This window comes from Bacillus sp. DNRA2, from assembly GCF_012843265.1.
GTDB lineage: Bacteria > Bacillota > Bacilli > Bacillales > Cytobacillaceae > Bacillus_BU.
Window position 1 is genome coordinate 38880 of sequence record NZ_JABAIT010000007.1, and the last position, 25814, is coordinate 64693.

The window sequence follows — 25814 nt, forward strand, 5'->3', positions numbered from 1 at the left end:
TCCGGCTCTGTTGTGCGTTTTTTTTATTTTTCAGAAAAGAGGGCAAAAACATCCATATTTGTTCTTATTTGCTACAATAAAACTCTTAGCGTTATACTTAAGAGTGATTATTACAGTATGGAGGTTAACAAAATGGTTATTAATCAAGAACGTTTATTAAATGAGTTTTTAGAACTCGTCCAAATTGATTCGGAAACAAGATTTGAAACAGAAATTGCAAAAGTCCTAAAAGAAAAGTTTACGCAATTAGGGTTAGACGTATTTGAAGACGACACCACCTCCATCACCGGTCATGGTGCTGGAAATCTAATTTGTACATTAAATGGAACAAAGGAAGGAGTAGATATCATCTACTTTACTTCTCATATGGATACAGTCGTGCCTGGTAAGGGTGTAAAGCCAAGCATTAAAGACGGCTATGTTGTCACTGATGGTACAACAATTCTTGGTGCTGATGATAAGGCTGGCCTTGCTGTTATGCTGGAAACTGTTCGAGTTTTAAAAGAACAAAACATTCCGCATGGTACAATTCAATTTGTGATTACAGTTGGTGAGGAGTCAGGACTCCACGGTGCCAAAGCATTAGATCCTAAACTCATCACAGCAAAATATGGCTATGCGTTAGATAGCGATGGCAAGGTAGGTAATATTGTTGTCGCAGCACCGACTCAAGCGAAAATTACAGCTATTATTCACGGTAAAACTGCACATGCAGGTGTTGCTCCGGAAAAAGGGATTTCGGCAATAACCATTGCTGCCAAGGCGGTTGCGAGAATGTCTTTAGGCAGAATCGATGAGGAAACAACGGCAAACATTGGTCGTTTTGAAGGTGGAAAGCAAACCAATATCGTGGCTGACCGATGTGATATTTTAGCTGAGGCTCGTTCGTTAATTCCTGAAAAAATGGAAAAGCAAGCACAATCTATGAAGGAAGCGTTTGAAAGTGCTGCGAGGGAAATGGGCGGAAGCGCTGAGGTAACGATTGATGTGATGTATCCTGGCTTTAAATTTGGTGCAGGAGATCACGTTGTTGAAGTGGCTCGTAAGGCTGCGGGAAAAATCGGTCGAAGCTGCGAGTTGCAACATAGCGGTGGCGGAAGTGATGCAAATGTCATTGCTGGGTTCGGAATTCCGACAGTCAATTTGGCAGTGGGTTATGAGGATATCCATACAACAAGTGAACGGATGCCGGTTGAAGAGCTGTATAAATTGGCTGAAATGGCAGTTGCCATTATCGAAGAAGTATCAGGTAATTAAATTTATCTAGGTGGAGGGAGCGAGATTCGCTCTCTTTTCTTTGTTATACTTAAACTAAAAATCAGCATGTGGGAGGTGGTTTTGATGAAGGAAATGTATCCGAAAAATGGCAGAGTGATTCTCCATGTCGATATGAATAGTTTCTATGCCTCAGTCGAAATGGCACATGATCCTTCACTAAAAGGAAAACCACTTGCCATAGCTGGAAATCCGGAAGAACGGCGCGGAATTATTGTTACCTGCAGCTATGAAGCGCGTAAATTTGGTGTTCGGACGACAATGCCTTTGTGGGAAGCGAAAAAGCTTTGCCCGCAATTATTGGTTAAAAAGCCGAATTTTGATCGCTACCGAGCTGCATCAATGAAGATGTTTGAATTATTGCGGAGCTATACAGAATTAGTTGAGCCAGTTTCAATCGACGAAGGCTATATGGATATTACGGACTGTTATGAAATGGGTTCGCCAATCCAGATTGCCGAGAAAATTCAAACAGAGCTATTAAAGAATTATGACTTACCGTGTAGTATCGGCATTGCCCCTAATAAATTTTTAGCGAAAATGGCCTCTGACATGAGAAAACCGTTGGGGATTACGGTATTACGAAAACGGGACGTTGAAACCGTGTTATGGCCGATGGAGGTCAGTGAAATGCATGGTGTCGGGAAAAAGACTGCAGAAAAACTGGCTCCATTAAGCATTAAAACGATTGGTGATTTAGCTAAGGCAAATGAAATTCAATTAAAAGCACTGTTAGGGATTAACGGCCCGCGCCTGAAAAATCGGGCAAATGGCATCGATGGCCGTCAGGTTAATCCAGATTCAATATACGACGTTAAAAGCATTGGCAATTCCACGACTCTTTCACGGGATATTTCCAATCAGCATCAGTTATTGAAAGTGATTGAAGCGTTAGTTACAAAAGTATCTGGCCGTTTAAAAACGAAAAAAGTTTTAGCACAAACAATTGGAGTCACCATCCGTTATAAGGACCGTAAAACAATCACCCGCAGTCGGAAATTGACCAACCCGATCCAAACACCTGAGGAGATTAATCGCTTTGCAAAAGAGTTATTTTTAAAGAATTGGAATGGGGAGGCCGTCAGGTTACTTGGCGTTACCGGCACGGATCTTTGCGAAGAGGATGAAGTCGTGAAGCAGCTTGACTTGTTTTCTTTTGAAAAGGACGCAAGAAAAGAGCCATTATATGAAACGATGGAATCGCTACGGCAAAAGTTTGGGAAGCATATTATCGAAAAGGCAGCTGATTTAGCACCGGGGAGACCATCAACTTCCCCGATTGGCACGGATACGAGCTTTAACAAGGATTTCTTGAGGAAACCGCCTAAAAAAGAATTGGATTAGTCCGTTTATTCTTCATGGGCTTTTGCCAAAATAATAGCGTATAGGTAAAAGTTGAATCTGGAAGCGAATCTTGCTAAAGTAGTAAGAGTGATTTTGTTTAAGGAATATAGTGCTAGAAGGGACGTAGAATCATGACATTACAACAAATTGGCGTAATCGGATTAGCCGTAATGGGGAAAAATCTTGCAATGAATATCGAAAGCAGAGGGTATACTGTTTCCGTATTCAATCGTTCCCGTGAAAAAACGGATGAAATGCTAAGTGAAACGACAGGTAAAAATATTGTCGGTACATATACAATTGAGGAATTTGTCCATTCATTAGAAAAGCCTCGTAAAATTTTGTTAATGGTTAAAGCAGGGGCAGCAACAGATGCAACGATTGAGCAATTAAAGCCACTGCTTGAAAAAGGCGATATTGTAATTGATGGCGGAAACACTTTCTTTGTTGATACACAGCGCCGCAATAAAGAATTAAGCGAGCTAGGCATCCACTTTATCGGAACAGGCGTTTCTGGTGGAGAGGAGGGAGCGTTACGCGGTCCTTCGATTATGCCTGGTGGTCAAAAAGAAGCGCATGAGCTTGTCGCGCCAATTTTCGAAGCAATCTCTGCTAAGGTGAATGGCGAACCTTGTACAACCTATATCGGTCCAGACGGTGCTGGTCATTATGTGAAAATGGTTCATAATGGTATCGAATATGGAGATATGCAATTAATCTGTGAGGCTTATTTCCTCCTGAAGCATACGTTAGGCTTAAGTGCAGCCGAGTTTCATGAAGTCTTTTCTGAATGGAACAAAGGCGAGCTTGATAGCTATTTAATTGAGATTACAGCTGATATTTTCACAAAAGTGGACGAAGAAACTGGTAAACCGCTTGTTGATTTAATTTTAGATACAGCTGGACAAAAAGGAACAGGTAAATGGACGAGCCAAAGTGCGCTTGACTTAGGTGTGCCGCTCCCAATCATTACGGAATCAGTATTTGCACGATTTATTTCGGCGATGAAGGATGAGCGTGTTGCTGCAAGCAAGCTGCTTAAAGGTCCTGCTATGAAACCATTTACTGGCGATAAACAAGCATTCATTGAAGCGGTCCGTAAAGCGTTATACATGAGTAAAATTTGTTCTTACGCTCAAGGGTTTGCGCAAATGCGTGCTGCCTCAGAGGAATATAATTGGGACCTGCAATACGGTGATATCGCGATGATTTTCCGTGGTGGTTGTATCATTCGGGCGCAATTTTTGCAAAAAATTAAGGATGCTTATGACCGTGAGTCTGGCTTAAAGAATCTCTTGCTTGATCCTTATTTTAAAGAGATTGTTGAAAGTTATCAGGATTCGCTTCGTGAAATTATCGGTGTATCCGTGCAAAACGGAATCCCAGTGCCTTGTTTCTCAGCAGCATTGTCATATTACGACAGCTACCGCTTAGAAACATTGCCGGCGAATCTACTGCAAGCACAGCGCGATTATTTCGGTGCCCACACGTACCAACGAATTGATAAAGACGGTATCTTCCACACAGAGTGGATGGAAAAATAATCATGTTTTCGGGAAGGACGACTTCATTTGGTGGAGTCGTCTTTTCTTTTGAATTTATATGCTGCATTTTTGAGAAAAAAGAAACCCGCATCTTCAAATTTGGATGCGGGATTTTTGAATTCAGGCTTTTCTTATTTGCATGTTTCAACATCTAACAATGTTACTGGCCACCAGTGGGAGCCATCTTGTTCCAAAAGGTCGGAGGCTGCTTTTGGTCCCATTGTATTTGACTCGTAATTTGGAAAGCTTGTCTCAGGCGTATTTTCCCATACCCTAGAAATATTATCGACAAAGCTCCAAGAAAGAGCCACTTCATCCCAATGCGTGAAATTAGTCGCATCACCACGCATACAGTCAAATAAGAGCTTCTCGTAGGCCTCAGGGGTGTTAATTCCGTCAATCCCGCGATTGGCATAGCTAAGCTTTATCGGAGTTGCATCGAGACTCTGGCCGCTTTTCTTAGCGTTTAAATGCAGGGTGATTCCTTCCTCAGGCTGAATGTGTATGACGAGCAAATTTGGCCGCAACTCTTGTTCGGTTTGGTAATACAAATTCATCGGGATATCCTTGAATTGAACGACAATTTTCGTTTGCTTAGTGAGCATTCTTTTACCAGTACGAATATAGAAGGGTACACCTGCCCAACGGAAGTTGTCGATCATGAGTTTGCCGGCTACAAAGGTTTCTGTATTTGAGGCAGGATTTACCATATCCTCATTTCGGTATGCAGCAAGCTTTTCGCCGTTAATGGATCCTTCTCCATATTGTCCACGAACAAAATACTGATTCACGTCATCTCCGCTGATTTGACGAAGGGAACGGAGGGCACGTACTTTCTCCGAGCGAATTTCATCAGTTGTCAAGCGGATCGGTGGTTCCATCGCTAAAAGTGCCACCATTTGCAGCATGTGATTTTGCACCATATCCCTTAGCGCCCCGCTTGTTTCATAATAACGGCCGCGCTCTTCAACACCAAGCGTTTCGCTAGAGGTAATTTGGATGTTGGAAATATAGCGATTATTCCAAAGTGGCTCAAACATCGCATTAGCAAAACGAATGACTTCAATGTTTTGCACCATTTCCTTACCTAAATAGTGGTCAATCCGGTAAATTTCACTTTCTGAAAAAGCCGTCCGAATTTGCTTATTTAATTTTTTTGCCGATTCTAAATCACGTCCGAATGGCTTCTCGATAACAAGGCGCTTAAAGCCATTCACATCTGTTAATCCGTCCTTTTTTAAATGCTCGGCAATTGTCCCAAAAAATTCAGGCGCCATTGCTAAATAGAAAATGCGATTTCCTTCTAACTGGTAACGTTGATCGAGATCCGCAGCTATTTGATTCAGTGTCGCGTACGAGTTTGAATCGGTCACATCATGTGAGTGATAAACAAATCGCGAAACAAAATCGTCCAAATTTGTGCTGTTTTGGTTAGTGGATAGCACTGAATCCCTTACGTTTTGTTGGAATTGCTCATTGGTAATCGACCTACGTGCCACCCCAATTACAGCAAAACGATCTAAATTGCCTTTTTGATAGAGCTGATATAGGGAAGGAAAGAGCTTACGGTTCGCCAGATCACCAGTTGCTCCAAATATCATGATTAATGCGGTTGGTTTTTCACTTTGATTCACAATGCTGTACCTCACTTTATTAAAATTCTCAAGAATATGTAGATCAATAAAAATAGGTGCTTTACAAATATTAAATTGTAACGTGAAGTCTTTTATTTAGCAAATATTAGCCATAATTTATCATAGTTTTCTTCCAAACATCAGGCACTATCCTAAAATTTTCATAAAGGACCATTCAGACTTAGGCTCACTGTGATAAGTTGTGGTATAGTACATGTTATGATAAATGGCATCCAACCCTAACGGTGATTGGATGAGCGAAAAGGAGTTATGTTTGTGGAGATTTTATTTTTAGGAACGGGAGCGGGAGTTCCGGCTAAGCTTCGCAATGTTACATCAATGGCGTTAAAGCTATTAGAGGAACGGGGCAGTATTTGGCTGTTTGATTGCGGCGAAGCCACACAACATCAAATTTTACATACATCAATCAAGCCACGCCGAATTGAAAAAATTTTTATTACCCATCTTCATGGTGATCATATTTACGGTTTGCCAGGGTTGCTTGCGAGTCGGTCGTTTCAAGGCGGTGAAACGGAGGTAACCGTTTATGGTCCAAAAGGCATTCGTGATTTTATCGATATAAGTTTATCAATTAGCCAAACGTATTTAAAATATCCCTTATCTGTAGTGGAAATCGAACCCGGCGTTGTATTTTCCGATGATCAATTTGTCGTTGAAACGCTTCCGTTAGAACATGGTGTGCCTTCTTTCGGTTACCGAATTATTGAAAAGGACCGTCCAGGAACCTTGCAGGCGGGCAAGCTTGCCGAAGCAGGGATTAAGCCGGGACCGATTTATAAAAAAATAAAAAATGGTGAGAATGTTGTGTTAGAGGACGGTAAGGTTATAGTTGCGGCTGATTATTTAGGACCAATGCAACAAGGTAGAATTGTAACAATCCTTGGTGATACACGGAAATGTGATAATGCTGCTATATTGGCGTCCCAAGCCGATTTGCTCGTTCATGAAGCTACTTTTTCAAAAGGGGAAGCGGAGTTAGCGCATGATTACTTTCATTCAACAACCCATCAGGCGGCACAAATTGCGATCGAAGCTGGGGTGAAGAAGCTGTGTCTTACCCATATAAGTTCACGTTATGACCGAGAAGCATCAAAACAACTACTCCTTGAGGCGAAAGAGCTGTTTCCAGAAACGGACATTGCTGAAGATTTTAAAGAATTCGAAATTCCAATGCAAAAACAAGACATTTAAAAAAAGGATGGCACCGTGGTGTCATCCTTTTCATATGGGCTATTTTTGGTTGTTTGGATCATTTTCCATATTAAACCAAAGCGGGTCATCGTCATCTACATCACCATTGTAATTGATTAAAATCTCTTCGCCAGCCTTAATATCCTTGTAGGCAAAGAAATCAAATGTATGGTTCGGGAAATTAATCTCATAAGTGGCATTTGGCGTATAGGAATGGTTGAACAGCATCCCATAGCCAAGCAATAGCGCTGTATGATTTTTCCCGTACTCAAATGCGTAATCAGCAAGCAATGTTTTTTCGATATGAACGTGTTCCTCGTTTGGATAAGGAATCACTGGCGCCTGGTGAATGAGTTCACCTTTGGCAATGTCTTTCGTTGCAAATACTCCACGATTTAATTCCCCATCGCTGAGTGTTGATGTTTTTACTTCAATCATGTTTCTCACCTACACATTCTTTTCTATATATAGGTTTGAGCATAACGTATTTATTGATTTGGTGCAAGGTTTGAAACAGGTAGATCAATTTTCGCTCCTTGAACGCATTCAGTTTTATTTTTTAATGCCGATGACTCTAAGTCTTTTATAATCAGCGACCCATTTACCATTTTTATATAAAATCTTTCTTAAGTTGTTTTGTGAATTGGTGATAATTTCCTGCTTTGTTTTTGTATCCATTCCTGTGAATAAACTCGAACCAAACATTTCAATCCAATTAGTTACACCATTTTCTCCTTCTAATGGAGTTGGTCGATCAAAATATACGGCAAAGGCAACGGTGAAGCCAACTTCTTCCATTAGTGCAGCATATTCACCGACACTTGGAAAATACCAAGGGAATTTTTCAGTATTAAATTTTTGCCCCTGTTTTTCATATTGGCGAATTACCTCATCTGTAATCTTTTGTACGTTACCTTTTCCACCTAATTCAGCAACGAATCTTCCACCGGATTTTAATGATTGATAGATGCTTTCTAAAGCTTGTTTAGGAGCCTTAACCCAATGAAGAGTGGCATTGGAGAAAACAGCATCAAACTCTTGGTGATATTCTAATTGAGTGGCATCTTTAACAAAAAACTGGATGTCTGGATATTTTTCCTGAGCTTGTATGATCATGTTTTCGGATTTATCAATTCCAATCACGTCTGCTCCAAGACCATTAATCGTATGGGCTAAATCGCCGGTACCACAGCCTAAATCTAGAATTTGTTCACCTTGTTTCGGTGCTAATAATTCGATAACGCCTTGCCCATATTGTGAAACAAAAGAATGCTGGCTATCGTATAAGTTGGCGTTCCAGTGATCTTGTTTTGCCTGTGTTTTCCCCATCGTTACCACTCCTTTTTAATAAATGATTTTGTAATTAGAATTATATGGTAAAATTCTTATAATGAAAATTAACGGTATTTTATTGTTTTAATAACGAATCGTTATTAAAGGAGTGAGTGAAGATGGAGATTAATTGGTTGAAGACGTTCGCTGTTGCTGCACGTTATGAAAATTTTCGTCAAACCGCAGAAGACTTATTTTTAACCCAACCGGCGATCACAAAGCATATTCGCCGTTTAGAAGAGCATCTCAATACAGAGTTGTTTTATCGTCATGGCAAGTCGGTAACATTGACGCCAGCAGGGCATCGGTTTCTCCCATATGCCCAAGCAATTATAGCTAAGTATGATGAAAGCTTTGCTGATTTTGCGGCTTGGAAACAGGGGTACAATCGCAAGTTAATCATAACGTCTGCCCCGCAAATTGCTTCGTCGATATTACCGCCGCTGCTGCGGAATTTTATTGCGGAAAATCGTGATATTGAAGTGATGATTAACATTCAGCAATCGTATGATATTGGTCAAGAAATTAGTGCAGGTAGAGCTGATATTGGTCTATCGCGGCTTGAACCTTTACAGAAAAATATCCATTCCGAGATGATCCATGAGGAATCGGTTATTCTTGTTGGCCCAACTAAAAACGAAAACGAAGAGGTTCTAAGCGAAAAAACTGCCCTTACGCGCTATCGTTTAATTACCCACAACCACCCTGACTATTGGGATGAATTGTTGGGAGAGATTTTGCGAGTATATCCCATGATTCGAACGATGGCGGTTAAAGGAGTGGATATTTCGAAGAAGTTCATTGAAGCAGGATTGGGCGTTTCGTTTTTGCCTCTCACCGTGGTCGAGGAGGAGATCCTGCGTGGTAAACTTGTTGAAATTCCTTATACAAGTATTTCCACACCGAAGTCCAGTACTTATGTTGTGACAAAGGTCCAAACAGAAGAAACGAAGGCGTTTATTAGTTTTTTGAAGGAAGTAATGCCGAAGCTGTAGAGAAAACAAATAAAGGCCTTAGTGCCCTCAAATTTGGAACACAAACCAAAAAGGTGCACTAAAGAGGAGCTTAGTGCCCTTAATTTCGAAACCCAAAACGAAAAAGGGCACTAACAAGGAACTTGTTAGATAGGCTCCTCTGTCAGTGTCCATTTATCAACTACTACCATCCACGCTCATATTGCTTCGGAGCATCGATTTTGTCACCAAGCGCTTTAGCTGCTGTTCTTGGCCAATATGGGTCACGTAGCAATTCTCGACCAAGGAGAATCAAATCAGCGCGTTCGTTTTGGAGAATTTCTTCAGCGTGTAACGGCTCAGTAATTAAACCAACAGCCCCTGTTGCGATACTCGCTCCGTGTTTGATTTTTTCCGCAAAAGGTACTTGATAGCCGGGGTAGCTAGCGACGCCCTTCGGAATTAAGCCTCCAGAGCTAACATCAATCAAGTCAACACCCTGTTCCTTCATCCAAGCTCCCATTGTAACGAAATCAGTTGGATTCAAGCCAGCTTCATCGTAATCATTTGCCGAAACGCGCACCAGAATCGGTCCATTCCAAACGGGTTTCACAGTTTCAATTACTTCACGCAGCAAACGATAGCGATTTTCCAAAGAGCCTCCGTATTCATCACTGCGATGATTGGTAAGTGGCGATAAAAATTCATGTAGTAAATATCCGTGAGCAGCGTGAATTTCAATCACATCAAAGCCTGAGCGACTTGCCCGTTCTGCCCCTTGTTTAAATGCATCGATTGTCGCTGTAATATCTGCCTTTGACATTTCCTTTGGTGCTTTTGAATTTGCATCGAACGGAAGCGGTGATGGAGCAATGATTTCTCCCGATACGGTTGCTTTTCTTCCAGCGTGGGCTAATTGAATCCCAATTTTTGTACCATATCCTTTAACAAGCTTTGTCAGTTTGGAAAAACCATCAACATGCCCGTCATCCCATATGCCTAAATCGCGATGTGAAATGCGGCCTTGCGCTGTGACTGCTGTTGCTTCGATTATGATTAATCCAACCTGACCGACTGCTCTTGACGTATAGTGCATCAAGTGAAAATCGTTCAGTGTACCGTCTTCTTGCTCGGAGCTATACATGCACATCGGTGCCATGACAATTCGATTTTTTAACGTCAATTCCTTTAGCGTAAATGGCGAAAATAATTTTGAAGTCAAAAGAAAAAAGCCTCCTTATATTTCGTGAGTCTAAAATACATCACTAGTATAGCAGAGGCTTTTTTCAATTGAAAATTTATCCAATTCGTTTGATAGATTTGTAATCATTTTGACATAAATACTTGTGAACTATTTTACCGGATACAATTCGTCGCTTAAGGCAATTCCAAGTCGCTTCGATTGGGCAGTTGCTTCTTTGATGCAGTTGATAAAAGCATTTTGCACGTCATAGGAGGCAAGTACGCGTAAGCCCGCTTCCGTTGTTCCACCTGGGCTTGTCACTTCTTTACGTAATTGTTGCGCTGGCTTAGAAGATGTTGCGACCATCTCGGCTGCACCAAGCAAGGTTTGCACAATCAGATTTTTGGCAATTTCCTTTTCAAGCCCGATTTCTTCGGCACCTTTTTCCATTGCTTCAATTAGGTAATATATATAAGCAGGACCGCTTCCGGAAAGGCCTGTAATCGCATCGATTTTGCTTTCTTCAACGAAAGCGGTCAATCCGACGGTTTCAAAAATGGTTTGAACGATATCTTTTTGACGAGCTGTAACGTGAGTATTAATTGCAAGCCCTGTTGCTGATTTGCCAACCGTTGCTGATGTATTTGGCATGGCTCTGACAACCGGCAGTTTCTTTTCAGCCAATAGTTCAATATTATCGATTGATACTCCAGCAAGGACGCTGATAAGCATCGTGTTCTCAGTTAAATAGCTTTTTATTTGAGAAATGCCAGTTGCAGCTTCCTTTGGCTTCATGGCTAAAATGACCGCATCAGCTCCATCAAGCAACTCTTTATAATCATAGCTTCCGTTTATGCCGTATTTTTCGTGTAAATTGTCGAGTTTTTCTTGATTGCTTCGGTTCGTTACCCAAATCTGTTCGCCTTTGAGCAGTTTGCTTTCAACGATTCCGGAAATCATCGCTTCGGCCATTGAACCGGCCCCAATAAATGCTAGTTTTTTCATAACTTCTTTGTACCCCTTCATGTTCAATAATTTTTCCGATATTGAATTAAGTATATTGTAAAAAGCTTCAATGAAGTAACAATGCAAGAAAAACAGCTTATCTGTCAATAGGGAAGCTACGGAAATCTTAATTTTTTTATTGATTGTTAGAAAATAACAACAATTCTGTCAGTTTTACGATATAATTATGGTTAATTTTAATAAAATCGAGCCTGAGTTTCGAACACTCACGAGTCTACTTATAAGGCTGTGTTAAATGTGTGTCTGTTGATTTCCGTTACGGGCGCTTCGCTTTCCGCGGGGCGGGCGGTGAGCCTCCTCGGCGCTATAGCGCCTGTGGGGTCTCACCTGTCCCGCTGCTCCCGCAGGAGTCTTCGCGCCCTCCACTCCAATCAACTTTACCAATTAACAAGCTTCTACTTTAACACAGCCTAGTAAAAAAATAATCAAGGAGTTGGTAGCATGACTGAATGGAAGAACGGGATTGCGAAAATCACTCTGCCGACCCCTTTTCCCGTCGGCGATGTGAATGTTTTCTTAATTAAGGCAGAGCGGTTAACGCTTGTTGATGCCGGGACAAATAATGATGAATCTTGGGCTGCTTTTGTTAAGCAACTCAATGATTTACATTTAACCCCAAATGATATCGAGCAAGTAATCATTACTCATCATCATCCTGATCACGTTGGCCTACTTGCTTATTTTCCAGAAAGTGTTGAAGTTTATGGTCATCATCTGAACCAGCCGTGGTTAACGGCAACAGAAACGTTTATTGAAGATAATGAAATGTTTTTTGAGCGGACATTAGCAGAATTCGGTGTTTCCACTGAGTTTCTCGCGTTAAAGCATGAATTCCGCAGAACAACGAAATATTTCTGTAATCGGGTGTTAACAGGACATCTTGCCGAAGGAGACACAGCGCCTGGTTTAAATGGCTGGAAGATTCTTGAAACACCTGGGCACGCCTCCAGTCATATTGGCCTGTTGCGCGAAAGTGATGGACTATTTGTCGGCGGAGACTTACTGCTCCCACATATTTCGCCAAATCCGATTCTCGAGCCACCATTATCTCGTGAACTTGACCGGCCAAAGCCGCAGTTGGAACTAAACGCTTCTTTGAAAAAATTAACCCAATATCCAATCCAAACGGTGTTGCCAGGCCATGGGGATGAGATTAATGATGTCGTACCGTTAATTGAAAAACGGCTTAGTCGTCAGCATGAGCGCGCCATGCTCGTGAAAAAATGGCTTCAGGCCGAGGATCTGACCGTATTTGAAGTTTGCCAGCGCTTGTTTCCGCATATTTATGAGCGTGAGTTGATTTTAACCTTGTCAGAAACGGCCGCCCAAATCGACTATTTGCTTTCATTGCAGGAAATTACTATGATAAATAAGGAGTTTCCTTATCGATATAGAGCAAATTGAGGTGTCATAAATGGCAAATGACCGTCTTGTTGGAAAAAATGTCTTAATTACCGGAGCATCAGGTGGGATTGGTGCGGAAATGGCGTATTTGTGTGCTGAATCTGGCGCACGTCTTATTCTGATGGCGAGAAGTTTAGATAAACTTGAGCAGCTGAAGCAAAATTTGGAATCACGGTTCGGTGTAGAAGTCCTTATTTACCGGCTTGATGTATCTGATACAATTGCCATTGAGACTGTCTTTTTAGAGGTACTTGAGCGGCTTGGACACATTGATGTACTTGTTAATAATGCAGGTTATGGCATTTTCCGTCCAGCGCATGAATCAACCATTGCTGATACCAAGGGGATGTTTGATGTTAATGTTGTCGGCTTAATTGCAGCAACGGGCATGGTGCTTCCGAAAATGCGTGAACGCCGTTTTGGGCACATCATAAATGTTGCCTCACAAGCTGGGAAGATGGCGACGCCGAAATCGAGCGTATATTCGGCAACGAAGCATGCAGTTCTTGGCTATTCGAATAGTTTGCGGATGGAGTTAGCTGACTTTGGTGTATATGTGACAACTGTCAATCCTGGCCCCATTGCTACAAACTTTTTTAACATTGCTGATGAACAAGGCACTTATTTGCAAAATATCAAGCGCTGGGTGCTGAAGCCGGAATACGTTGCGGAGCAGGTCGTCCGGCGCATGCTCACCAAAACGCGTGAAATTAATTTGCCGCGCTGGATGAACGCTGCGAGCATTTTTTATACTCTGTTTCCTCGAGTTGTCGAGCGTGTTGGTAAGCGCGCGTTTAATCAAAAGTAAATCGTTGTAATGCTTGATCCACATTTGGGTCAAGCATTTTTATTTTAGACTTTGTAACTTTGTCCTCAAGTTTTTCGACTAGTATGATAGAGGTGGTTGATAAATATGGGGAACAGTAGGCTATTGGCAGGAATGATGTTTGTCTTATTTATTCCGTTAGTTTTTTCAGGGTGCAACGGTGTTGGGCACTCTAATTTAAGCAAAGGTGAGGCAGGTTATATTACTCATATTAGTGAGAACTCGATTCTAGTGAATGATATTGTTTTTTCGGCTAAAAACGATGTTGAAGTTGTTTCAGCGAAAGGTAAGAAACGGAGTTTTGCAGACCTTGAGATTGGCATGAAGGTTGAACCATGGTTTGACGGAACCGTTCGTGAATCCTTTCCGGCTCAGGCAGATGTGAATAGAATTGTTGTTTTGAGCGAAAAGGGTCAAGAGAGAATCCAAAAAGCGGTGCAGTCTATCGTCGAATACGCTACTGCTCATTTTGGGAACACAGTCGTTTTTCAGGAAACCATCGTTAATGATACGTATTTTCAAGCAAAGATTGCAGGTGTAACAATCGAACATCCAAATTCGGTTACGGTTCGCTACGATTTTGCCACAAAACAAGTTGAGGAACAGGTTGAGTAATTAGCTATATATGTTTGGCTGCCAGCAGTTTTAATGTGGAACTGCTGGCGTTTTTTATGGATGGATGGGCAAACATCATGCAAGTGTGTGTCAAAATGGTGAAATTTATCGAAAAAACAGCTCTTTTTCCTCTAGATGAGCTGTCTTTGAAATGTTTTGCCCTAATTTTTAACCTATTTTTAGTTATTTTTTAATTTTCACCCCAAATCGAGGTTTTTAAATGATTGAAATTTACCTATTTTGTTTTTTGCTTTGCTTTTTCGAAAGATATGCTCGACTTTCGCGATTTTATGCTCGACTTTCACGATTTTATGCTCGACCCCAAAATTTCAATGCTCGACTTCTAGCTGATATGTGCAACATGATTCCCGTTTGCCCAACTTTCAAAGGATTTGCTTAACTTTCCATATTTATGCTCGACCCGACATCCCCTTTCGCACATGTCATCTTGCTAAATATCCTCCAAAAAACCCCTATTGAAATCGAACGTATATTCGCTTATGATTAAGAATATAATAAAAAGGAACTTATGTTCGTATATTTAAGATAAAGAAGGGATTCTGATGGTGGATTATAGCTTGATGCCTAACCAGCAAGTGCTATGTGTCGACATGAAGAGCTTCTATGCTAGCTGCTCTGCCGTCATGATGGGGCTCGATCCGCTTGAATGCTATTTGGCTGTGGTCGGCAATCAGGATCGTCAAGGTAGCGTTGTCCTGGCTGCCTCGCCCCGTTTAAAAAAAGAATTCGGGATTAAAACGGGCTCGCGTATGTTCGAGATTCCAAAAGATCCGCGCATTCATATCGTCGAGCCGAAGATGGCCACCTACTTAAGAATTTCTACTGAAATTACGCGTTTGTTTCATCGCTATGTACCGAAAGAGGCGATTCATGTTTATAGCGTCGACGAAAGCTTTATTAAGGTGGATGGAGCCACGAATATTTGGGGCGATGTACGAACCATTGCTGAAAAAATTAAAAGTGATATGGTAAGGGAATTTCAGCTGACCTGTACAATCGGAATTGGTCCGAACATGCTTATGTCAAAGCTATGCTTGGACTTAGACGCCAAAAAAAACGGAATCGCTGAGTGGACCTATGAGGATGTGCCAACAAAACTATGGAAGGTTTCACCACTTCGAGAGATGTGGGGGATTGGCCGCCAGGTTGAAAAAACGTTAAACAGCATGGGAATTTTCTCGGTTGGGCAACTGGCTCGTTACGATTTGGAGAAGCTTGAGAAAAAATTCGGCATCATGGGCAATCAGCTTTATTACCATGCCTGGGGTGTTGACTTCTCCGAGATGGGTGGCGCCCCAATTATCGAAGGGCAAATTAGCTTCGGTAAAAGTCAAATCCTGATGCGCGACTATAAAGAAGAGCACGAAATTAAGAGTGTCATTCTTGAAATGTGTGAGGAGGTGGCCCGCCGCGCCCGCAATCGTCGCAAAGCCGGGCGGACGGTCAACCTCTCGATTACTTATAGCAAGGATGAATTTGGCGGTGGCTTCCATCGTTCACGGACGATCGCTGAGCCCACCAATATTACGATGGAGCTGTATCGGGTATGCTTGGAACTTTTTGATGAGAACTATCAAGGGAAAACCGTCAGACAGATTGCCATTTCGCTAGGTAATATTGTTGACGATCAGCAGATGCAATTAAGCTTATTTGAATTGAATCGTTGGAAAAAGCATGAGCTTGGCTACACCGTTGACCGAATTCGCAAACGGTTCGGCTCGGGAGCTTTATTGCGTGCGGTTTCGTATACAGAAGCGGGAACCACGAGACATCGCGCCAAGCTTGTCGGTGGTCACAAACGCTAGGGAGGTAGGAATGAAGAGATGATTCGTGATCGTGGTCGAATAAAATGGACATCGATGATGCTTCCCGAGCATGTAAAAATGCTGCGGGACTGGGTCAAAGAAGATTCGTATGAGTATAGAAAGCAACTAGATGAGCAGCAGCTTGAGCGAATGAATGAAACAATTTCTCAAGCAATGGAATTTGACCAATTGGTAACGATTACTCATTACCATCATCACCAGTATGAGCTGGTCATCGGCAATATTCATTATTGGGATGGATTAGAGCAGAAGCTGCGCGTCGTTGATAAGTTTGAGGAAGTCCATCACATCAAACTAAACGATATTTATGATGTGCGAATAGCGGATTAGAGTTCACAGTCACATACCAAACTGTGAATTTTTTTTATTTTTAGAATATTATTTCCAAGGTAATAAAACAGAAACAGTGAATGGATTATGCTAAAATGATAGGCGTAAAGTGCAAAGGGGGAAAAGGTTATGCAAATGAACATCACGGAATCGGCAGAGCAGAAGCTAGTTGAAAGATTAGCGGGAAAAAGTGGTTTTCTAAAACTGATATATGATATAGAAGGTTGCGGTTGTGGAGTGAACGGCGTACCGGTACTATGGTTAGTTAAGGAGTTAAGCGGTGATGAGGCAGAAATAGTGGCGGTGAATCAACGCTCGATTTATATGGAAAAGGACCAACAGGTGTTTTTTGCGGAAAAAATGACGCTCGATTTTTCCGAGAAAGCAAACTGCTTTCAGCTGAAAAGTCCAGGTGAATATTTAAATCCACGTCTCAGCTTAGTCGATACAACAAAATAAGCACGAAAAAAGAGCTGCCAAATCGCAAAAAAGCGAAAAGGCAGCTCTTTCTAATTGATATGCTCACTTTTGTTTGAAAAACCCACATTCTTCCAAAAACTCATCCACTGTCCGCTCATATTCTTCGCGGTTTTTATTAAAGGATTCCGCATGGTCCCCGTTTAATGCTAAGAACAATTTTTTGGGTCCTTGTTTTCGCTCATAAAGGGCTTCGGTCATCGACGGTAAAATGTATTTATCGTCTTGGCTGTGAATGAACAGAATGGGCTTCTGAATATTTTCAATCACCGAAATGGGCGAAACCTCTTTTACCGAATATTTATCGCGGAGCCGCAAAAAGAAATCACCAAGCGGCAGTACAATCCGTGGAGGCAGCTTAATGTCTTTTTTAATTTGATACTCTAATAGCTCTTTAAAGTCGGAAAACGGGCAGTCTACAATATAAAAATCGGCGCCATCTTCAATCATTCCTGCATAAAGCAATGTTGTGGCCGCCCCCATCGATTCGCCGTGAATCCCCAGGACTAAGTCCGGTCCTCTGTCAACTTTCAGCCAATCGACAACCGCTTTTAAGTCCAATTTCTCATAATGACCGTAGCTCGTCGTTTTGCCACCAGATTCACCATGACGGCGATGGTCATAAATAACTCCGTTAAAGCCGCGCTCTAGAAAAATATTCATGTATTTAACCGAATTAACCTTATTCTCCGTCACACCATGACAAATAATCACATAGCGGTTGGTCTGGTGTGGCTCAACCAAAATGGTCTTAAGTTGATAGCCAAGCGGTGAATCAATCAAGATTTCCCGTTTCGGCAGGGTTTCAAACTTGGCTGGATCAAAGCGGCCGGCAGAGGTTTCTCGAGTTAACACCAAATTTACATCCTTTTTTTTCTTATACATAAGCAGATTTGAAAAATAAACACCGACAGACGTTGCGGCCAAAAGCGCAGAACCTAATAATGAAGCCGCTACCTTTCGTTTTTTCAAGCCAATCCCTCCGAACGAATTATTAGCTTTATTTTATCCCACATTAACGGGGCAGTAAAACCCCCACTTACGTAAGTGGGGGATAAACTGCCCGTAAATGTCCGATTAAGTTCAACTAACCAACAGTGGGGGAAAAGGCCCCCTCTGTTGGAAGTTTCACTATAACATTAGTATGTAAAAACAAACAAAAGAGGTGACTCCTCATTTGAAGTCACCTTGTAAAAAATATTCACTGTTTTGCATTTTGGCGTTTCGTCGGATGAAGTGCCTTTTCCATATCCTCAGCAGCCATTACAGGTCTTGTTGTATCGCTCGATGGTTTCCCTTTTTGACTAAAACCTCTTGCGCGCTTTTGGCTCATAAAAAACAACCCCTTTCCTTAATAAGATGGATGAAACAATGAGAGCTTATGCATGTCGTAGGAGCTGCTCAGATGATATAATAATGGGGAAATATGCAGTGGAGGTTTTTTGCATGAAGAAAAAACAACAATTAAAAGGAAATCAGGGTCAAAAATCAAAAAAAGATGACAAACCACTAACGTTGGGAGATATGCTAAACGTCGAGTTAGTCAATCAATTGAAAAATAAACAGCAAGAATTAAAGGCGGAACAAACGCGCCAACAGGAAGCGGAGGAACAGCGGCAGAGAGAAGAACGAAAACGCCGCGAGAAAAATAAATCCTTTGAAGAACTCCTTAACGAAAGTTCAATGAGCTGGAAAGATTTTAAATAACAAAAAAGATAACCTGGTCTAGTGTCACAAACACAGTACGGGTTATCTTTTTTTTCAGTACAACTATCTGTGCTGAACGTAAATATTAGCTTTTGTCAGACTGTGAATCAGCTGAAGTTCATCAAAGGTGAGTGCCTGACTGCGAACGGCTGCTGCATTTTCGCGAAGCTGCTTAACGGAGCTAGCGCCGGCAACAATTGAGGTCACAGCCGGATTGGCGAGATTGAATTGCAAGGCAATTTCGGTAAATGAACGTGCGGAAGCTAGTTTTTCTTTTAACAAAGGTAAAAGTTCAGATAGCTCTGCAAAGGAATAGTCTAAATAGCCATTTTCACGAACACGGCTAGATGCCTTCTTCAATAATTGATTGCTCAAAAGACCGTTAGCAAGCGGACCGCGCGTCACCACACCAATTCCGTTTTCGTGTAACAACGGAAGTGCCTCCTCCTCGGGGCGACGGTCGAGTATACTATATTGCATCATCACCGAGACAATGCTAGATTTGGCGATATATTCGCGGATGACATTCGGGCGAATCGAAGAGATTCCGTAATATTTTATATACCCCTCTGCTTTTAGCTCCTCAAAGGCTTCAATTGTTTCCTCAATTGGGTCATCAAGTGTACCACCGTGAAGTTGGTATAAATCAATATAATCGACATCGAGTCGCTTTAAGCTTTGCTTTACTTCTTCCTTTATATAGGCCTTAGATGGGTCCCAGCAAAAACCGTCCTTTGAATCGCGCCAACGGTTACCGACTTTCGTTGCAATCACAACCTGTTCGCGAACGGACTTCAGAGCTTGTCCCACAATTGTTTCATTCATCCCAAAATCATAAAGATCAGCGGTGTCAAAATAATTAATGCCTTCTGCTAGGGCGTCGTCAATGATTTTTCGCGCGAGCAATTCATCTGTACCAAGTGACATACAGCCTAAGCCGAGTACGCTGACGAATAGGTCTGATTGGCCTAATTGCCGTTTTTCCATGTGCTTCACTCCATTTCTGTTAGCTAATCTAGTATTTATTTTAGCGAAAGAATGAGGGTTAGCACAAATTGGAAGATTCCCGATTTATTTTGAAACGTCCTCGACCCAATCATGTAGCAATTCGTATTTACGGCGATATTCCTTGATTTTTCGCTTAATTTCCCATGCTTTGCCAACGAGAACGAACCCTTTATCGTGAACGTAGATTTTCATTCGTCATTCCCCCAAAATTAAAGTATGGTAAAATGTATGAGTCTACCATATCGGAATAGAACAGGAGTGACAGAAAAATATGCGCCGCCTTGAAGAAAAAACCATTAAAACAGAACATATTTTTACAGGCAGAGTGATCAGCCTTCAGGTTGATGACGTTGAATTACCAGACGGAAAAGTAGCCAAACGCGAGATTATTAAGCATCCGGGCGCAGTGGCGGTCATTGCCGTAACGCCAGAAAATAAAATCATCATGGTCGAACAGTTTAGGAAAGCACTTGAGAGAAATCTAGTAGAAATCCCGGCCGGAAAGCTAGAAATAGGTGAAGAACCACAGCTGTGTGCGGCACGGGAATTGGAAGAAGAAACAGGTTTTCAAGCTGCAACATTAGAGCTAGTCAATTCATTTTATACTTCACCAGGCTTTGCTGATGAAATCGTTCATGTCTTCGAGGCACGCGGATTAACTAAAGTGGAAAATCCAGCAGCCCAAGATGAAGATGAATTCATCAATCTCCTTGAATTAACACTCGATGAAGCGGAAGACTATATTAAACAGCAAAAAATTTATGATGCAAAAACCATCTTTGCTGTTCAATATCTGAAGCTGAAAGAGGCGTTAAATCGTTAATGAATCACTACTACGTAGATTTGCACATACATATTGGCAGAACCTTTACCGGTAAAGCGGTTAAAATTACCGGGGCAAAGACACTAACCTTTTCCAATATTATTGAGCATGCTCGCGATGAGAAGGGTTTAAACATGATTGGCATTATTGACTGCCATTCACCTGAAGTCATCATTGAAATTGAAAAATTAATGGAGCAAGGTGAGCTAACCGAGCATCCTGATGGTGGCTTAAATTATCGTGGAATGACAGTAATCCCTGGCTCAGAACTTGAGGTTTATGACGAGAACTGCCATGGGCCAATCCATCTACTTTGCTATTTTCCAACATTGCAAGCGATGAAGGATTTTTCGGGCTGGCTAAGCGGACATTTGAAAAATATTCAATTAAGTTCACAGCGAATTTATGCGAGTGGACGGGAATTGCAAGCCAAAGTGAAGGAGCATGGCGGTTTATTTATTCCAGCCCATGTCTTTACGCCGTTTAAAAGCTTGTACGGCAAAGGGGTCCAGCGCTCCTTAACAGAGGTGCTCGACCCAAACGAAATTGACGGAATTGAACTGGGGTTGAGCTCTGATACCTCAATGGCCGATTGTCTAGGAGAATTGCACCAGTACACATTCGTAACCAATTCAGATGCTCATTCTTTGCCAAAAATCGCCCGGGAGTATCAAATTATCGCCATGGTTGAGCCAACATTTGCTGAATTGAAAAAAGCGCTACATCGCCTTGACGGGCGGCAAGTTGTTGCAAATTATGGCTTAGATCCTCTGCTTGGAAAGTATCATCAAACGGTATGTGCAACGTGTCAAACTTCTTATGGGCCGGAAGATACTGAATGTCCGCATTGTCATGATAGGAAAACAGTGAAGGGGGTTGCCGACCGCATTTGTGAGTTAACGACGGCTGATAGGCCTCCTGAACATCGTCCACCCTATGTTCATCAAGTTCCGCTCGATTTTATTCCCGGACTGGGACCAAAGCTATTAAGGAAGCTGCTTGACCATTTCGGAACGGAAATGGCAATACTTCATGAGGTTCCACTGGAAGCTTTAGAAGAGGTCGTGCCAACGAAGATTGCAGAGCTTATCAAAAAAGCCCGTAAAGGTGAATTAAACCTGTTAGCTGGTGGTGGGGGTAAATACGGAAAGATTGCGGATTGATTGTGACGGAAATGTGGCATCGGCAAATAAAAGTGCGAAATCGGCAAATAAACTTCAATCTAAAGGGTTGCACAAAGCGTGCAGCCTTTTCTCATGGATTCTCCTAATAATTGCTAGACACTAGTCATAGAATTGCTAGACATGCATAGAATGTACTAATCAATTTTAGGAGGAAGTCCAATGAAGAAAAAATTATACCAGAACATCGCAGCCGAACATTTTCGTGAATATTCCTCAGTCTACATTTTCGTAATAGTGTTGTTTCTAATGGGTGTTATTTTTGGAGCGGTTGTTGTAAACAGCTTAAGTTTTTCACAAAAAGAGGATTTGTTTTATTATTTATCACAATTCTTTGGACAATTATCGGGTGATAAGGAGGCGGCTCCACAGGATTTATTCATGCAGAGCTTGCTCCATAATAGTAAATACATTGGCTTAATGTGGTTATTAGGGGTGTCCATCATTGGTTTGCCAGTGATTCTCATTCTGCTCTTTATAAAAGGAATGGTCGTTGGTTTTACGGTTGGATTTCTCGTTAATCAGATGGGATGGGATGGTTTCTTATTATCATTTGTATCGGTTCTTCCGCAAAATTTTATCATTATCCCAATTTTTATTATCATGTCAGTCATGACGATTACGTTTTCTTTGCAAATGATTAAAAGGCAGTTTATGAAAAAAATTAGCAGTCCATTTATGCCCATGCTTTCGCGCTATTTTGTCATTTTAGTTGGAGCAGTGATTGCCTTAACTTGTGCTGCTGCAATCGAAGCATATTTATCACCAACTTTAATGAAAACAGTAATTGACGGCTTCAATTGATAATAATTATTATTTAATATTATATATTTATCCTTGTTTAGAATAATTGTTTTTGAAACTGGCAGTCCTTCTGTTATAATGAGAATGGAAAGTGCGAGGGAGGGACTGTCATTATGGAAACAAGAATAGAACGGATTAAAAAACAGCTGCATTCATCCAGCTATAAATTAACACCCCAGCGCGAAGCAACGGTTCGAGTTTTGCTAGAACATGAAGAGGATCATTTAAGTGCTGAAGATGTATACCTCCTCGTTAAAGAAAAATCGCCGGAAATTGGACTTGCAACTGTATATCGAACTTTAGAGCTATTAACTGAATTGAAAATTGTCGATAAAATAAATTTTGGTGATGGTGTATCACGCTATGACCTACGTCAAGAGGGAGCAGCACATTTCCATCATCATCTAGTTTGTATAGAATGCGGTGCAGTCGATGAAATTCAAGAAGATCTTCTTGATGATGTCGAGGCGATTGTCGAACGGAAATGGAATTTTAAAATTAAAGATCATCGATTAACCTTCCATGGAATTTGTCATCGCTGTCAGGAAAATGAAACGGCAGAAGTGGTTGAATAAGAAAAGAGGTTGACTTCTTTTTATGGCCTAAAAGCTTTTAAAAGCAAAGGGTACGATAAAATAAGTCATCCTTTTTTATTTTTTAAACAGCCAGAGGTCTTAAACTAGTATGACAGGTATATTTCGAGCCATGTTAGGCATACCTTGTACTAGTAGACAAGGCTGGAGGAAATATGATGAAGGAATGGTTTAATCTTTTTGTAAAATCAATCAAAGTATTTTTGCTATTCACTGGGTGCACCATCCTATTTTATTATGGGATAATGTGTGTAAATGAAGAATACCAAAATTATCATCGCTACGATGAGCCGGAGGGCACGGCTTTAAAGGTATCGGGACAGGTAGAAGGAGAAAATCTACCTTGGCTTGATCGCTTAATCTTGTTTTATTTAAACGGGGAGTAATGAAAATGAAAGATCAACTTCGAGATTTTATACATTTCTTAATGGTAGAAAAAGGACTGGCAAAAAACACACTTGTGTCATATGAACGGGATCTGCGCAGTTACCTTCATTATTTAACCACGGTGGAGCTGTTGGAAGATTTGAATGAAGTTCAACGTTTACAAATTATCCGCTTCCTAGCAGAACTAAAGGACCAAGGTAAATCGTCAAAGACCATAGCGCGTCATATTGCCTCGATTCGAGCGTTTCATCAATTTTTATTACGTGAAAAAGTTGTTGAACGAGACCCAACGGTTCATATCGAATCTCCGCAAAAGGAACGCTCATTGCCAAAGGTGCTCAGCATACAGGAAGTTGAAAAACTGCTTGAATCACCAAAAGTGGTCGATCATTTTGGTAAACGCGATAAGGCCATGATTGAGCTTCTATATGCGACAGGGATTCGTGTAAGCGAGCTTATTGGTTTAAATTTGGGAGATGTTCACTTAACAATGGGCTTTGTTAGGTGTTTAGGAAAAGGAAGTAAGGAGCGAATTATCCCAATTGGGAAAACGGCAACTTCAGCACTAGAGGATTACTTAGATAATGGTCGGGCTCATTTTGTAAAAAAACAAAGGGATGAAGCGCTATTTTTAAATCATCTCGGGAAACGCTTAACTAGACAAGGTTTTTGGAAAATATTAAAACGCTTGACCCGAGAAGCTGGGATTACGACAGATTTAACACCACACACGTTAAGGCACTCATTTGCAACGCATCTACTGGAAAATGGTGCAGATCTCAGGGCAGTTCAAGAAATGCTTGGACACGCTGATATTTCAACGACACAAATTTATACACATGTGACGAAAACAAGATTAAAGGATGTATATAGTCAGTTTCATCCACGAGCTTAATAGTTTAATAGAAAAAGTAAAGCTAAAACCAGGCGCAACCTGAGTTTTATGACGAAAAAGAAAAAGCTGTCGAATTTTCGCAGCTTTTTCTTGTCCATTTTTCTAGATAAAGAGTACAATAATGTTGTCAGACTTCTGACGAATCAAGGGTAGTATTACTGAGAAAAGTAAGGGAATTATATGGTTAATTGATACAGATTCAACTGAAGGAGGATAAAACAAAAAATGCATACATACAAGCGAATATTTTTAATTGTCATGGATTCAGTTGGAATTGGGGAAGCGCCTGATGCCGAAAAATTTGGCGATAAAGGTGCACATACATTGGGTCATATTGCTGAAAGAATGAACGGGCTGAATATGCCTAATATGAGTAAGCTTGGTTTAAGTAATATTGAGGAAATAATCGGAGTTGAAAAGGCAAGTAAGCCCTTGGGCTATTTTACAAAAATGCAAGAGGCGTCAAATGGAAAGGATACGATGACGGGTCATTGGGAAATTATGGGCCTTCATATCGAAACGCCATTTAAGGTGTTTCCAGACGGCTTCCCGGATGAATTGTTATCAGAGCTTGAAGCGAGAACCGGTCGGAAAATCATTGGCAATAAGCCGGCGAGCGGAACAGAAATCCTCGTTGAGCTTGGCGAAGAGCATATGAAAACGGGGGCTTTAATTGTTTATACATCGGCGGATTCTGTACTGCAAATTGCTGCGCACGAAGAAATTATTCCAATCGAAGAGCAATATCGCATTTGTAAAATTGCCCGTGAATTAACGCTTGATGAAAAATACATGGTTGGACGTGTAATTGCCCGACCATTCATTGGCCAGCCTGGTAACTTCACGAGGACGTCAAATCGCCATGACTATGCGTTAAAGCCGTTTGACCGTACGGTTATGAATGAGTTAGCAGATGCAGGCCTTGATGTAATAGCGATTGGGAAAATAAATGATATATATGACGGAGAAGGAGTAACACAATCATTAAGAACAACCTCTAATATGGATGGAATGGATAAATTAATCCAGACCTTAGATATCGAATTTACGGGTTTAAGCTTTGTAAATTTAGTAGACTTTGATGCCTTATTTGGCCATCGCCGCAATCCAATCGGTTATGGTAAAGCGCTAGAGGAGTATGATGTCCGTCTATCGGAAGTGTTTGCGAAAATGCTGGATGACGATTTATTGATCATTACAGCCGACCATGGAAATGACCCAGTTCACCATGGAACTGACCATACACGGGAATATGTGCCGTTAATCGTTTATTCAAAACAAATGGAACTCGGAAAAGCTTTGCCAGTACGTCAAACATTTGCGGATATTGGCGCAACTATTGCTGAAAACTTTAAAGTGAAGGCTCCGCAATATGGAACAAGCTTTTTAAATGAATTAACTTAAGTTAGGGTGA

Annotated in this window: 28 protein-coding genes; 19 read left to right on the forward strand and 9 right to left on the reverse strand. The window is 41.3% G+C overall.

All coding sequences use genetic code 11. The annotated features are described in order from the left end of the window. Positions 1-132: 132 nt before the first annotated feature. The 3 genes from HHO41_RS07945 (at position 133) to gndA (ending at position 4163) form a co-directional block, all read left to right on the forward strand. Complete coding sequence (locus HHO41_RS07945) at positions 133-1257, forward strand: tripeptidase T (RefSeq protein ID WP_169097252.1); 1125 nt, start codon at positions 133-135, stop codon at positions 1255-1257. An 84-nt stretch (positions 1258-1341) separates the two neighbouring features. Beyond that, entirely contained in the window at positions 1342-2619 is a 1278-nt protein-coding gene (locus tag HHO41_RS07950) for a DNA polymerase IV (RefSeq protein ID WP_169097254.1), read from the forward strand. Positions 2620-2750: 131 nt separating this feature from the next. Beyond that, positions 2751-4163, forward strand: a complete 1413-nt coding sequence (gene gndA / locus HHO41_RS07955; RefSeq protein WP_169097256.1) for an NADP-dependent phosphogluconate dehydrogenase — start codon at positions 2751-2753, stop codon at positions 4161-4163. Between the two features lie 131 nt (positions 4164-4294). On the opposite strand, the gene zwf is transcribed toward gndA, so the two are convergent. Beyond that, entirely contained in the window at positions 4295-5797 is a 1503-nt protein-coding gene (gene zwf, locus HHO41_RS07960) for a glucose-6-phosphate dehydrogenase (protein WP_169097258.1), read from the reverse strand. Between the two features lie 276 nt (positions 5798-6073). On the opposite strand from zwf, the gene rnz reads away from it, so the two are divergent. Further along, positions 6074-7009 (forward strand): ribonuclease Z, encoded by a 936-nt coding sequence (gene rnz, locus HHO41_RS07965; RefSeq protein ID WP_169097260.1) that lies wholly within the window; start codon positions 6074-6076, stop codon positions 7007-7009. A gap of 39 nt (positions 7010-7048) precedes the next feature. Here rnz and HHO41_RS07970 read toward each other — a convergent pair whose 3' ends face one another. Together HHO41_RS07970 and HHO41_RS07975 are read right to left on the reverse strand one after the other, a co-directional pair. Continuing rightward, the gene (locus HHO41_RS07970; RefSeq protein ID WP_169097262.1) at positions 7049-7447 is read right to left on the reverse strand and encodes an SET domain-containing protein; all 399 of its coding nucleotides are present in this window, start codon (positions 7445-7447) and stop codon (positions 7049-7051) included. 114 nt (positions 7448-7561) lie between these two features. Next, positions 7562-8338: a class I SAM-dependent methyltransferase gene (locus HHO41_RS07975; protein WP_169097264.1), complete on the reverse strand. Its 777-nt coding sequence runs from the start codon at positions 8336-8338 to the stop codon at positions 7562-7564. Between the two features lie 122 nt (positions 8339-8460). Here HHO41_RS07975 and HHO41_RS07980 point away from each other — a divergent pair, with 122 nt between their 5' ends. Further along, the gene (locus tag HHO41_RS07980) at positions 8461-9336 is read left to right on the forward strand and encodes a LysR family transcriptional regulator (RefSeq protein WP_169097266.1); all 876 of its coding nucleotides are present in this window, start codon (positions 8461-8463) and stop codon (positions 9334-9336) included. Positions 9337-9499: 163 nt separating this feature from the next. Here HHO41_RS07980 and namA read toward each other — a convergent pair whose 3' ends face one another. Then, positions 9500-10516, reverse strand: a complete 1017-nt coding sequence (gene namA, locus HHO41_RS07985; protein WP_169097268.1) for an NADPH dehydrogenase NamA — start codon at positions 10514-10516, stop codon at positions 9500-9502. Between the two features lie 129 nt (positions 10517-10645). After that, on the reverse strand, positions 10646-11482 hold the full coding sequence (gene proC, locus HHO41_RS07990) for a pyrroline-5-carboxylate reductase (protein ID WP_169097270.1): 837 nt from the start codon (positions 11480-11482) through the stop codon (positions 10646-10648). Positions 11483-11944: 462 nt separating this feature from the next. On the opposite strand from proC, the gene HHO41_RS07995 reads away from it, so the two are divergent. From HHO41_RS07995 to HHO41_RS08020, 6 genes are all read left to right on the forward strand, one after another. Continuing rightward, positions 11945-12907: an MBL fold metallo-hydrolase gene (locus HHO41_RS07995; RefSeq protein ID WP_169097272.1), complete on the forward strand. Its 963-nt coding sequence runs from the start codon at positions 11945-11947 to the stop codon at positions 12905-12907. A 10-nt stretch (positions 12908-12917) separates the two neighbouring features. Further along, a complete protein-coding gene (locus HHO41_RS08000) occupies positions 12918-13715 on the forward strand; it encodes an SDR family NAD(P)-dependent oxidoreductase (protein ID WP_169097274.1) in 798 nt (265 codons plus the stop codon). Between the two features lie 105 nt (positions 13716-13820). Beyond that, positions 13821-14348, forward strand: coding sequence for a DUF3221 domain-containing protein (locus HHO41_RS08005; protein ID WP_169097276.1), 528 nt, complete (start codon positions 13821-13823; stop codon positions 14346-14348). Positions 14349-14911: 563 nt separating this feature from the next. Beyond that, positions 14912-16174, forward strand: a complete 1263-nt coding sequence (locus HHO41_RS08010) for a Y-family DNA polymerase (protein ID WP_169097278.1) — start codon at positions 14912-14914, stop codon at positions 16172-16174. Between the two features lie 18 nt (positions 16175-16192). Beyond that, on the forward strand, positions 16193-16525 hold the full coding sequence (locus HHO41_RS08015; protein WP_169097280.1) for a YolD-like family protein: 333 nt from the start codon (positions 16193-16195) through the stop codon (positions 16523-16525). Between the two features lie 129 nt (positions 16526-16654). Beyond that, positions 16655-16984 carry an iron-sulfur cluster biosynthesis family protein gene (locus HHO41_RS08020; RefSeq protein ID WP_169097282.1) on the forward strand — a complete coding sequence of 110 codons (330 nt, stop codon included), beginning with the start codon at positions 16655-16657 and terminating at the stop codon, positions 16982-16984. 63 nt (positions 16985-17047) lie between these two features. Here the strand turns inward: HHO41_RS08020 and HHO41_RS08025 are convergent, their stop codons facing one another. Both HHO41_RS08025 and HHO41_RS22610 read right to left on the reverse strand, forming a co-directional pair. Next, entirely contained in the window at positions 17048-17974 is a 927-nt protein-coding gene (locus HHO41_RS08025; RefSeq protein WP_248278402.1) for an alpha/beta hydrolase, read from the reverse strand. A 229-nt stretch (positions 17975-18203) separates the two neighbouring features. Continuing rightward, the gene (locus HHO41_RS22610) at positions 18204-18335 is read right to left on the reverse strand and encodes a hypothetical protein (RefSeq protein WP_282434275.1); all 132 of its coding nucleotides are present in this window, start codon (positions 18333-18335) and stop codon (positions 18204-18206) included. 113 nt (positions 18336-18448) lie between these two features. Between HHO41_RS22610 and HHO41_RS08030 the strand changes: the two genes are divergently transcribed. Beyond that, entirely contained in the window at positions 18449-18709 is a 261-nt protein-coding gene (locus HHO41_RS08030; protein WP_169097284.1) for a YqkE family protein, read from the forward strand. 63 nt (positions 18710-18772) lie between these two features. On the opposite strand, the gene HHO41_RS08035 is transcribed toward HHO41_RS08030, so the two are convergent. After that, positions 18773-19696 (reverse strand): aldo/keto reductase, encoded by a 924-nt coding sequence (locus tag HHO41_RS08035; protein ID WP_169097286.1) that lies wholly within the window; start codon positions 19694-19696, stop codon positions 18773-18775. Between the two features lie 84 nt (positions 19697-19780). Continuing rightward, complete coding sequence (gene mciZ / locus HHO41_RS08040; protein WP_169097288.1) at positions 19781-19909, reverse strand: Z-ring formation inhibitor MciZ; 129 nt, start codon at positions 19907-19909, stop codon at positions 19781-19783. Between the two features lie 79 nt (positions 19910-19988). On the opposite strand from mciZ, the gene HHO41_RS08045 reads away from it, so the two are divergent. The 7 genes from HHO41_RS08045 to deoB all read left to right on the forward strand — a co-directional run bounded on the left by HHO41_RS08045 (position 19989) and on the right by deoB (position 25804). Then, positions 19989-20540, forward strand: a complete 552-nt coding sequence (locus HHO41_RS08045) for an NUDIX hydrolase (protein WP_169097290.1) — start codon at positions 19989-19991, stop codon at positions 20538-20540. Beyond that, the gene (locus tag HHO41_RS08050; RefSeq protein WP_169097292.1) at positions 20540-21703 is read left to right on the forward strand and encodes an endonuclease Q family protein; all 1164 of its coding nucleotides are present in this window, start codon (positions 20540-20542) and stop codon (positions 21701-21703) included. Before HHO41_RS08045 ends, HHO41_RS08050 begins: the two co-directional genes overlap by 1 nt. Positions 21704-21883: 180 nt before the next feature. Beyond that, complete coding sequence (gene spoIIM, locus HHO41_RS08055) at positions 21884-22525, forward strand: stage II sporulation protein M (RefSeq protein WP_169097294.1); 642 nt, start codon at positions 21884-21886, stop codon at positions 22523-22525. A 113-nt stretch (positions 22526-22638) separates the two neighbouring features. Continuing rightward, positions 22639-23100: a ferric iron uptake transcriptional regulator gene (fur, locus tag HHO41_RS08060; protein WP_169097296.1), complete on the forward strand. Its 462-nt coding sequence runs from the start codon at positions 22639-22641 to the stop codon at positions 23098-23100. A 176-nt stretch (positions 23101-23276) separates the two neighbouring features. After that, positions 23277-23504, forward strand: a complete 228-nt coding sequence (locus HHO41_RS08065; protein WP_169097519.1) for a YqzK family protein — start codon at positions 23277-23279, stop codon at positions 23502-23504. Between the two features lie 5 nt (positions 23505-23509). Further along, positions 23510-24400 (forward strand): site-specific tyrosine recombinase XerD, encoded by an 891-nt coding sequence (gene xerD, locus HHO41_RS08070; protein ID WP_169097298.1) that lies wholly within the window; start codon positions 23510-23512, stop codon positions 24398-24400. Positions 24401-24625: 225 nt separating this feature from the next. Beyond that, positions 24626-25804 carry a phosphopentomutase gene (gene deoB / locus HHO41_RS08075; protein WP_169097300.1) on the forward strand — a complete coding sequence of 393 codons (1179 nt, stop codon included), beginning with the start codon at positions 24626-24628 and terminating at the stop codon, positions 25802-25804. Positions 25805-25814: the final 10 nt, after the last annotated feature.

Bases quoted from the DNA above. Each gene is read 5' to 3' on its own strand.
- HHO41_RS07945 (WP_169097252.1), top strand. From the start codon at position 133: ATGGTTATTAATCAAGAACGTTTATTAAATGAGTTTTTAGAACTCGTC.
- HHO41_RS07950 (WP_169097254.1), top strand. From the start codon at position 1,342: ATGAAGGAAATGTATCCGAAAAATGGCAGAGTGATTCTCCATGTCGAT.
- gndA (WP_169097256.1), top strand. From the start codon at position 2,751: ATGACATTACAACAAATTGGCGTAATCGGATTAGCCGTAATGGGGAAA.
- HHO41_RS07970 (WP_169097262.1), bottom strand. From the start codon at position 7,447: ATGATTGAAGTAAAAACATCAACACTCAGCGATGGGGAATTAAATCGT.
- HHO41_RS07975 (WP_169097264.1), bottom strand. From the start codon at position 8,338: ATGGGGAAAACACAGGCAAAACAAGATCACTGGAACGCCAACTTATAC.
- HHO41_RS07980 (WP_169097266.1), top strand. From the start codon at position 8,461: ATGGAGATTAATTGGTTGAAGACGTTCGCTGTTGCTGCACGTTATGAA.
- proC (WP_169097270.1), bottom strand. From the start codon at position 11,482: ATGAAAAAACTAGCATTTATTGGGGCCGGTTCAATGGCCGAAGCGATG.
- HHO41_RS07995 (WP_169097272.1), top strand. From the start codon at position 11,945: ATGACTGAATGGAAGAACGGGATTGCGAAAATCACTCTGCCGACCCCT.
- HHO41_RS08000 (WP_169097274.1), top strand. From the start codon at position 12,918: ATGGCAAATGACCGTCTTGTTGGAAAAAATGTCTTAATTACCGGAGCA.
- HHO41_RS08005 (WP_169097276.1), top strand. From the start codon at position 13,821: ATGGGGAACAGTAGGCTATTGGCAGGAATGATGTTTGTCTTATTTATT.
- HHO41_RS08010 (WP_169097278.1), top strand. From the start codon at position 14,912: ATGGTGGATTATAGCTTGATGCCTAACCAGCAAGTGCTATGTGTCGAC.
- HHO41_RS08015 (WP_169097280.1), top strand. From the start codon at position 16,193: ATGATTCGTGATCGTGGTCGAATAAAATGGACATCGATGATGCTTCCC.
- HHO41_RS08020 (WP_169097282.1), top strand. From the start codon at position 16,655: ATGCAAATGAACATCACGGAATCGGCAGAGCAGAAGCTAGTTGAAAGA.
- HHO41_RS22610 (WP_282434275.1), bottom strand. From the start codon at position 18,335: ATGAGCCAAAAGCGCGCAAGAGGTTTTAGTCAAAAAGGGAAACCATCG.
- HHO41_RS08030 (WP_169097284.1), top strand. From the start codon at position 18,449: ATGAAGAAAAAACAACAATTAAAAGGAAATCAGGGTCAAAAATCAAAA.
- HHO41_RS08035 (WP_169097286.1), bottom strand. From the start codon at position 19,696: ATGGAAAAACGGCAATTAGGCCAATCAGACCTATTCGTCAGCGTACTC.
- mciZ (WP_169097288.1), bottom strand. From the start codon at position 19,909: ATGAAAATCTACGTTCACGATAAAGGGTTCGTTCTCGTTGGCAAAGCA.
- HHO41_RS08045 (WP_169097290.1), top strand. From the start codon at position 19,989: ATGCGCCGCCTTGAAGAAAAAACCATTAAAACAGAACATATTTTTACA.
- HHO41_RS08050 (WP_169097292.1), top strand. From the start codon at position 20,540: ATGAATCACTACTACGTAGATTTGCACATACATATTGGCAGAACCTTT.
- spoIIM (WP_169097294.1), top strand. From the start codon at position 21,884: ATGAAGAAAAAATTATACCAGAACATCGCAGCCGAACATTTTCGTGAA.
- fur (WP_169097296.1), top strand. From the start codon at position 22,639: ATGGAAACAAGAATAGAACGGATTAAAAAACAGCTGCATTCATCCAGC.
- HHO41_RS08065 (WP_169097519.1), top strand. From the start codon at position 23,277: ATGAAGGAATGGTTTAATCTTTTTGTAAAATCAATCAAAGTATTTTTG.
- xerD (WP_169097298.1), top strand. From the start codon at position 23,510: ATGAAAGATCAACTTCGAGATTTTATACATTTCTTAATGGTAGAAAAA.
- deoB (WP_169097300.1), top strand. From the start codon at position 24,626: ATGCATACATACAAGCGAATATTTTTAATTGTCATGGATTCAGTTGGA.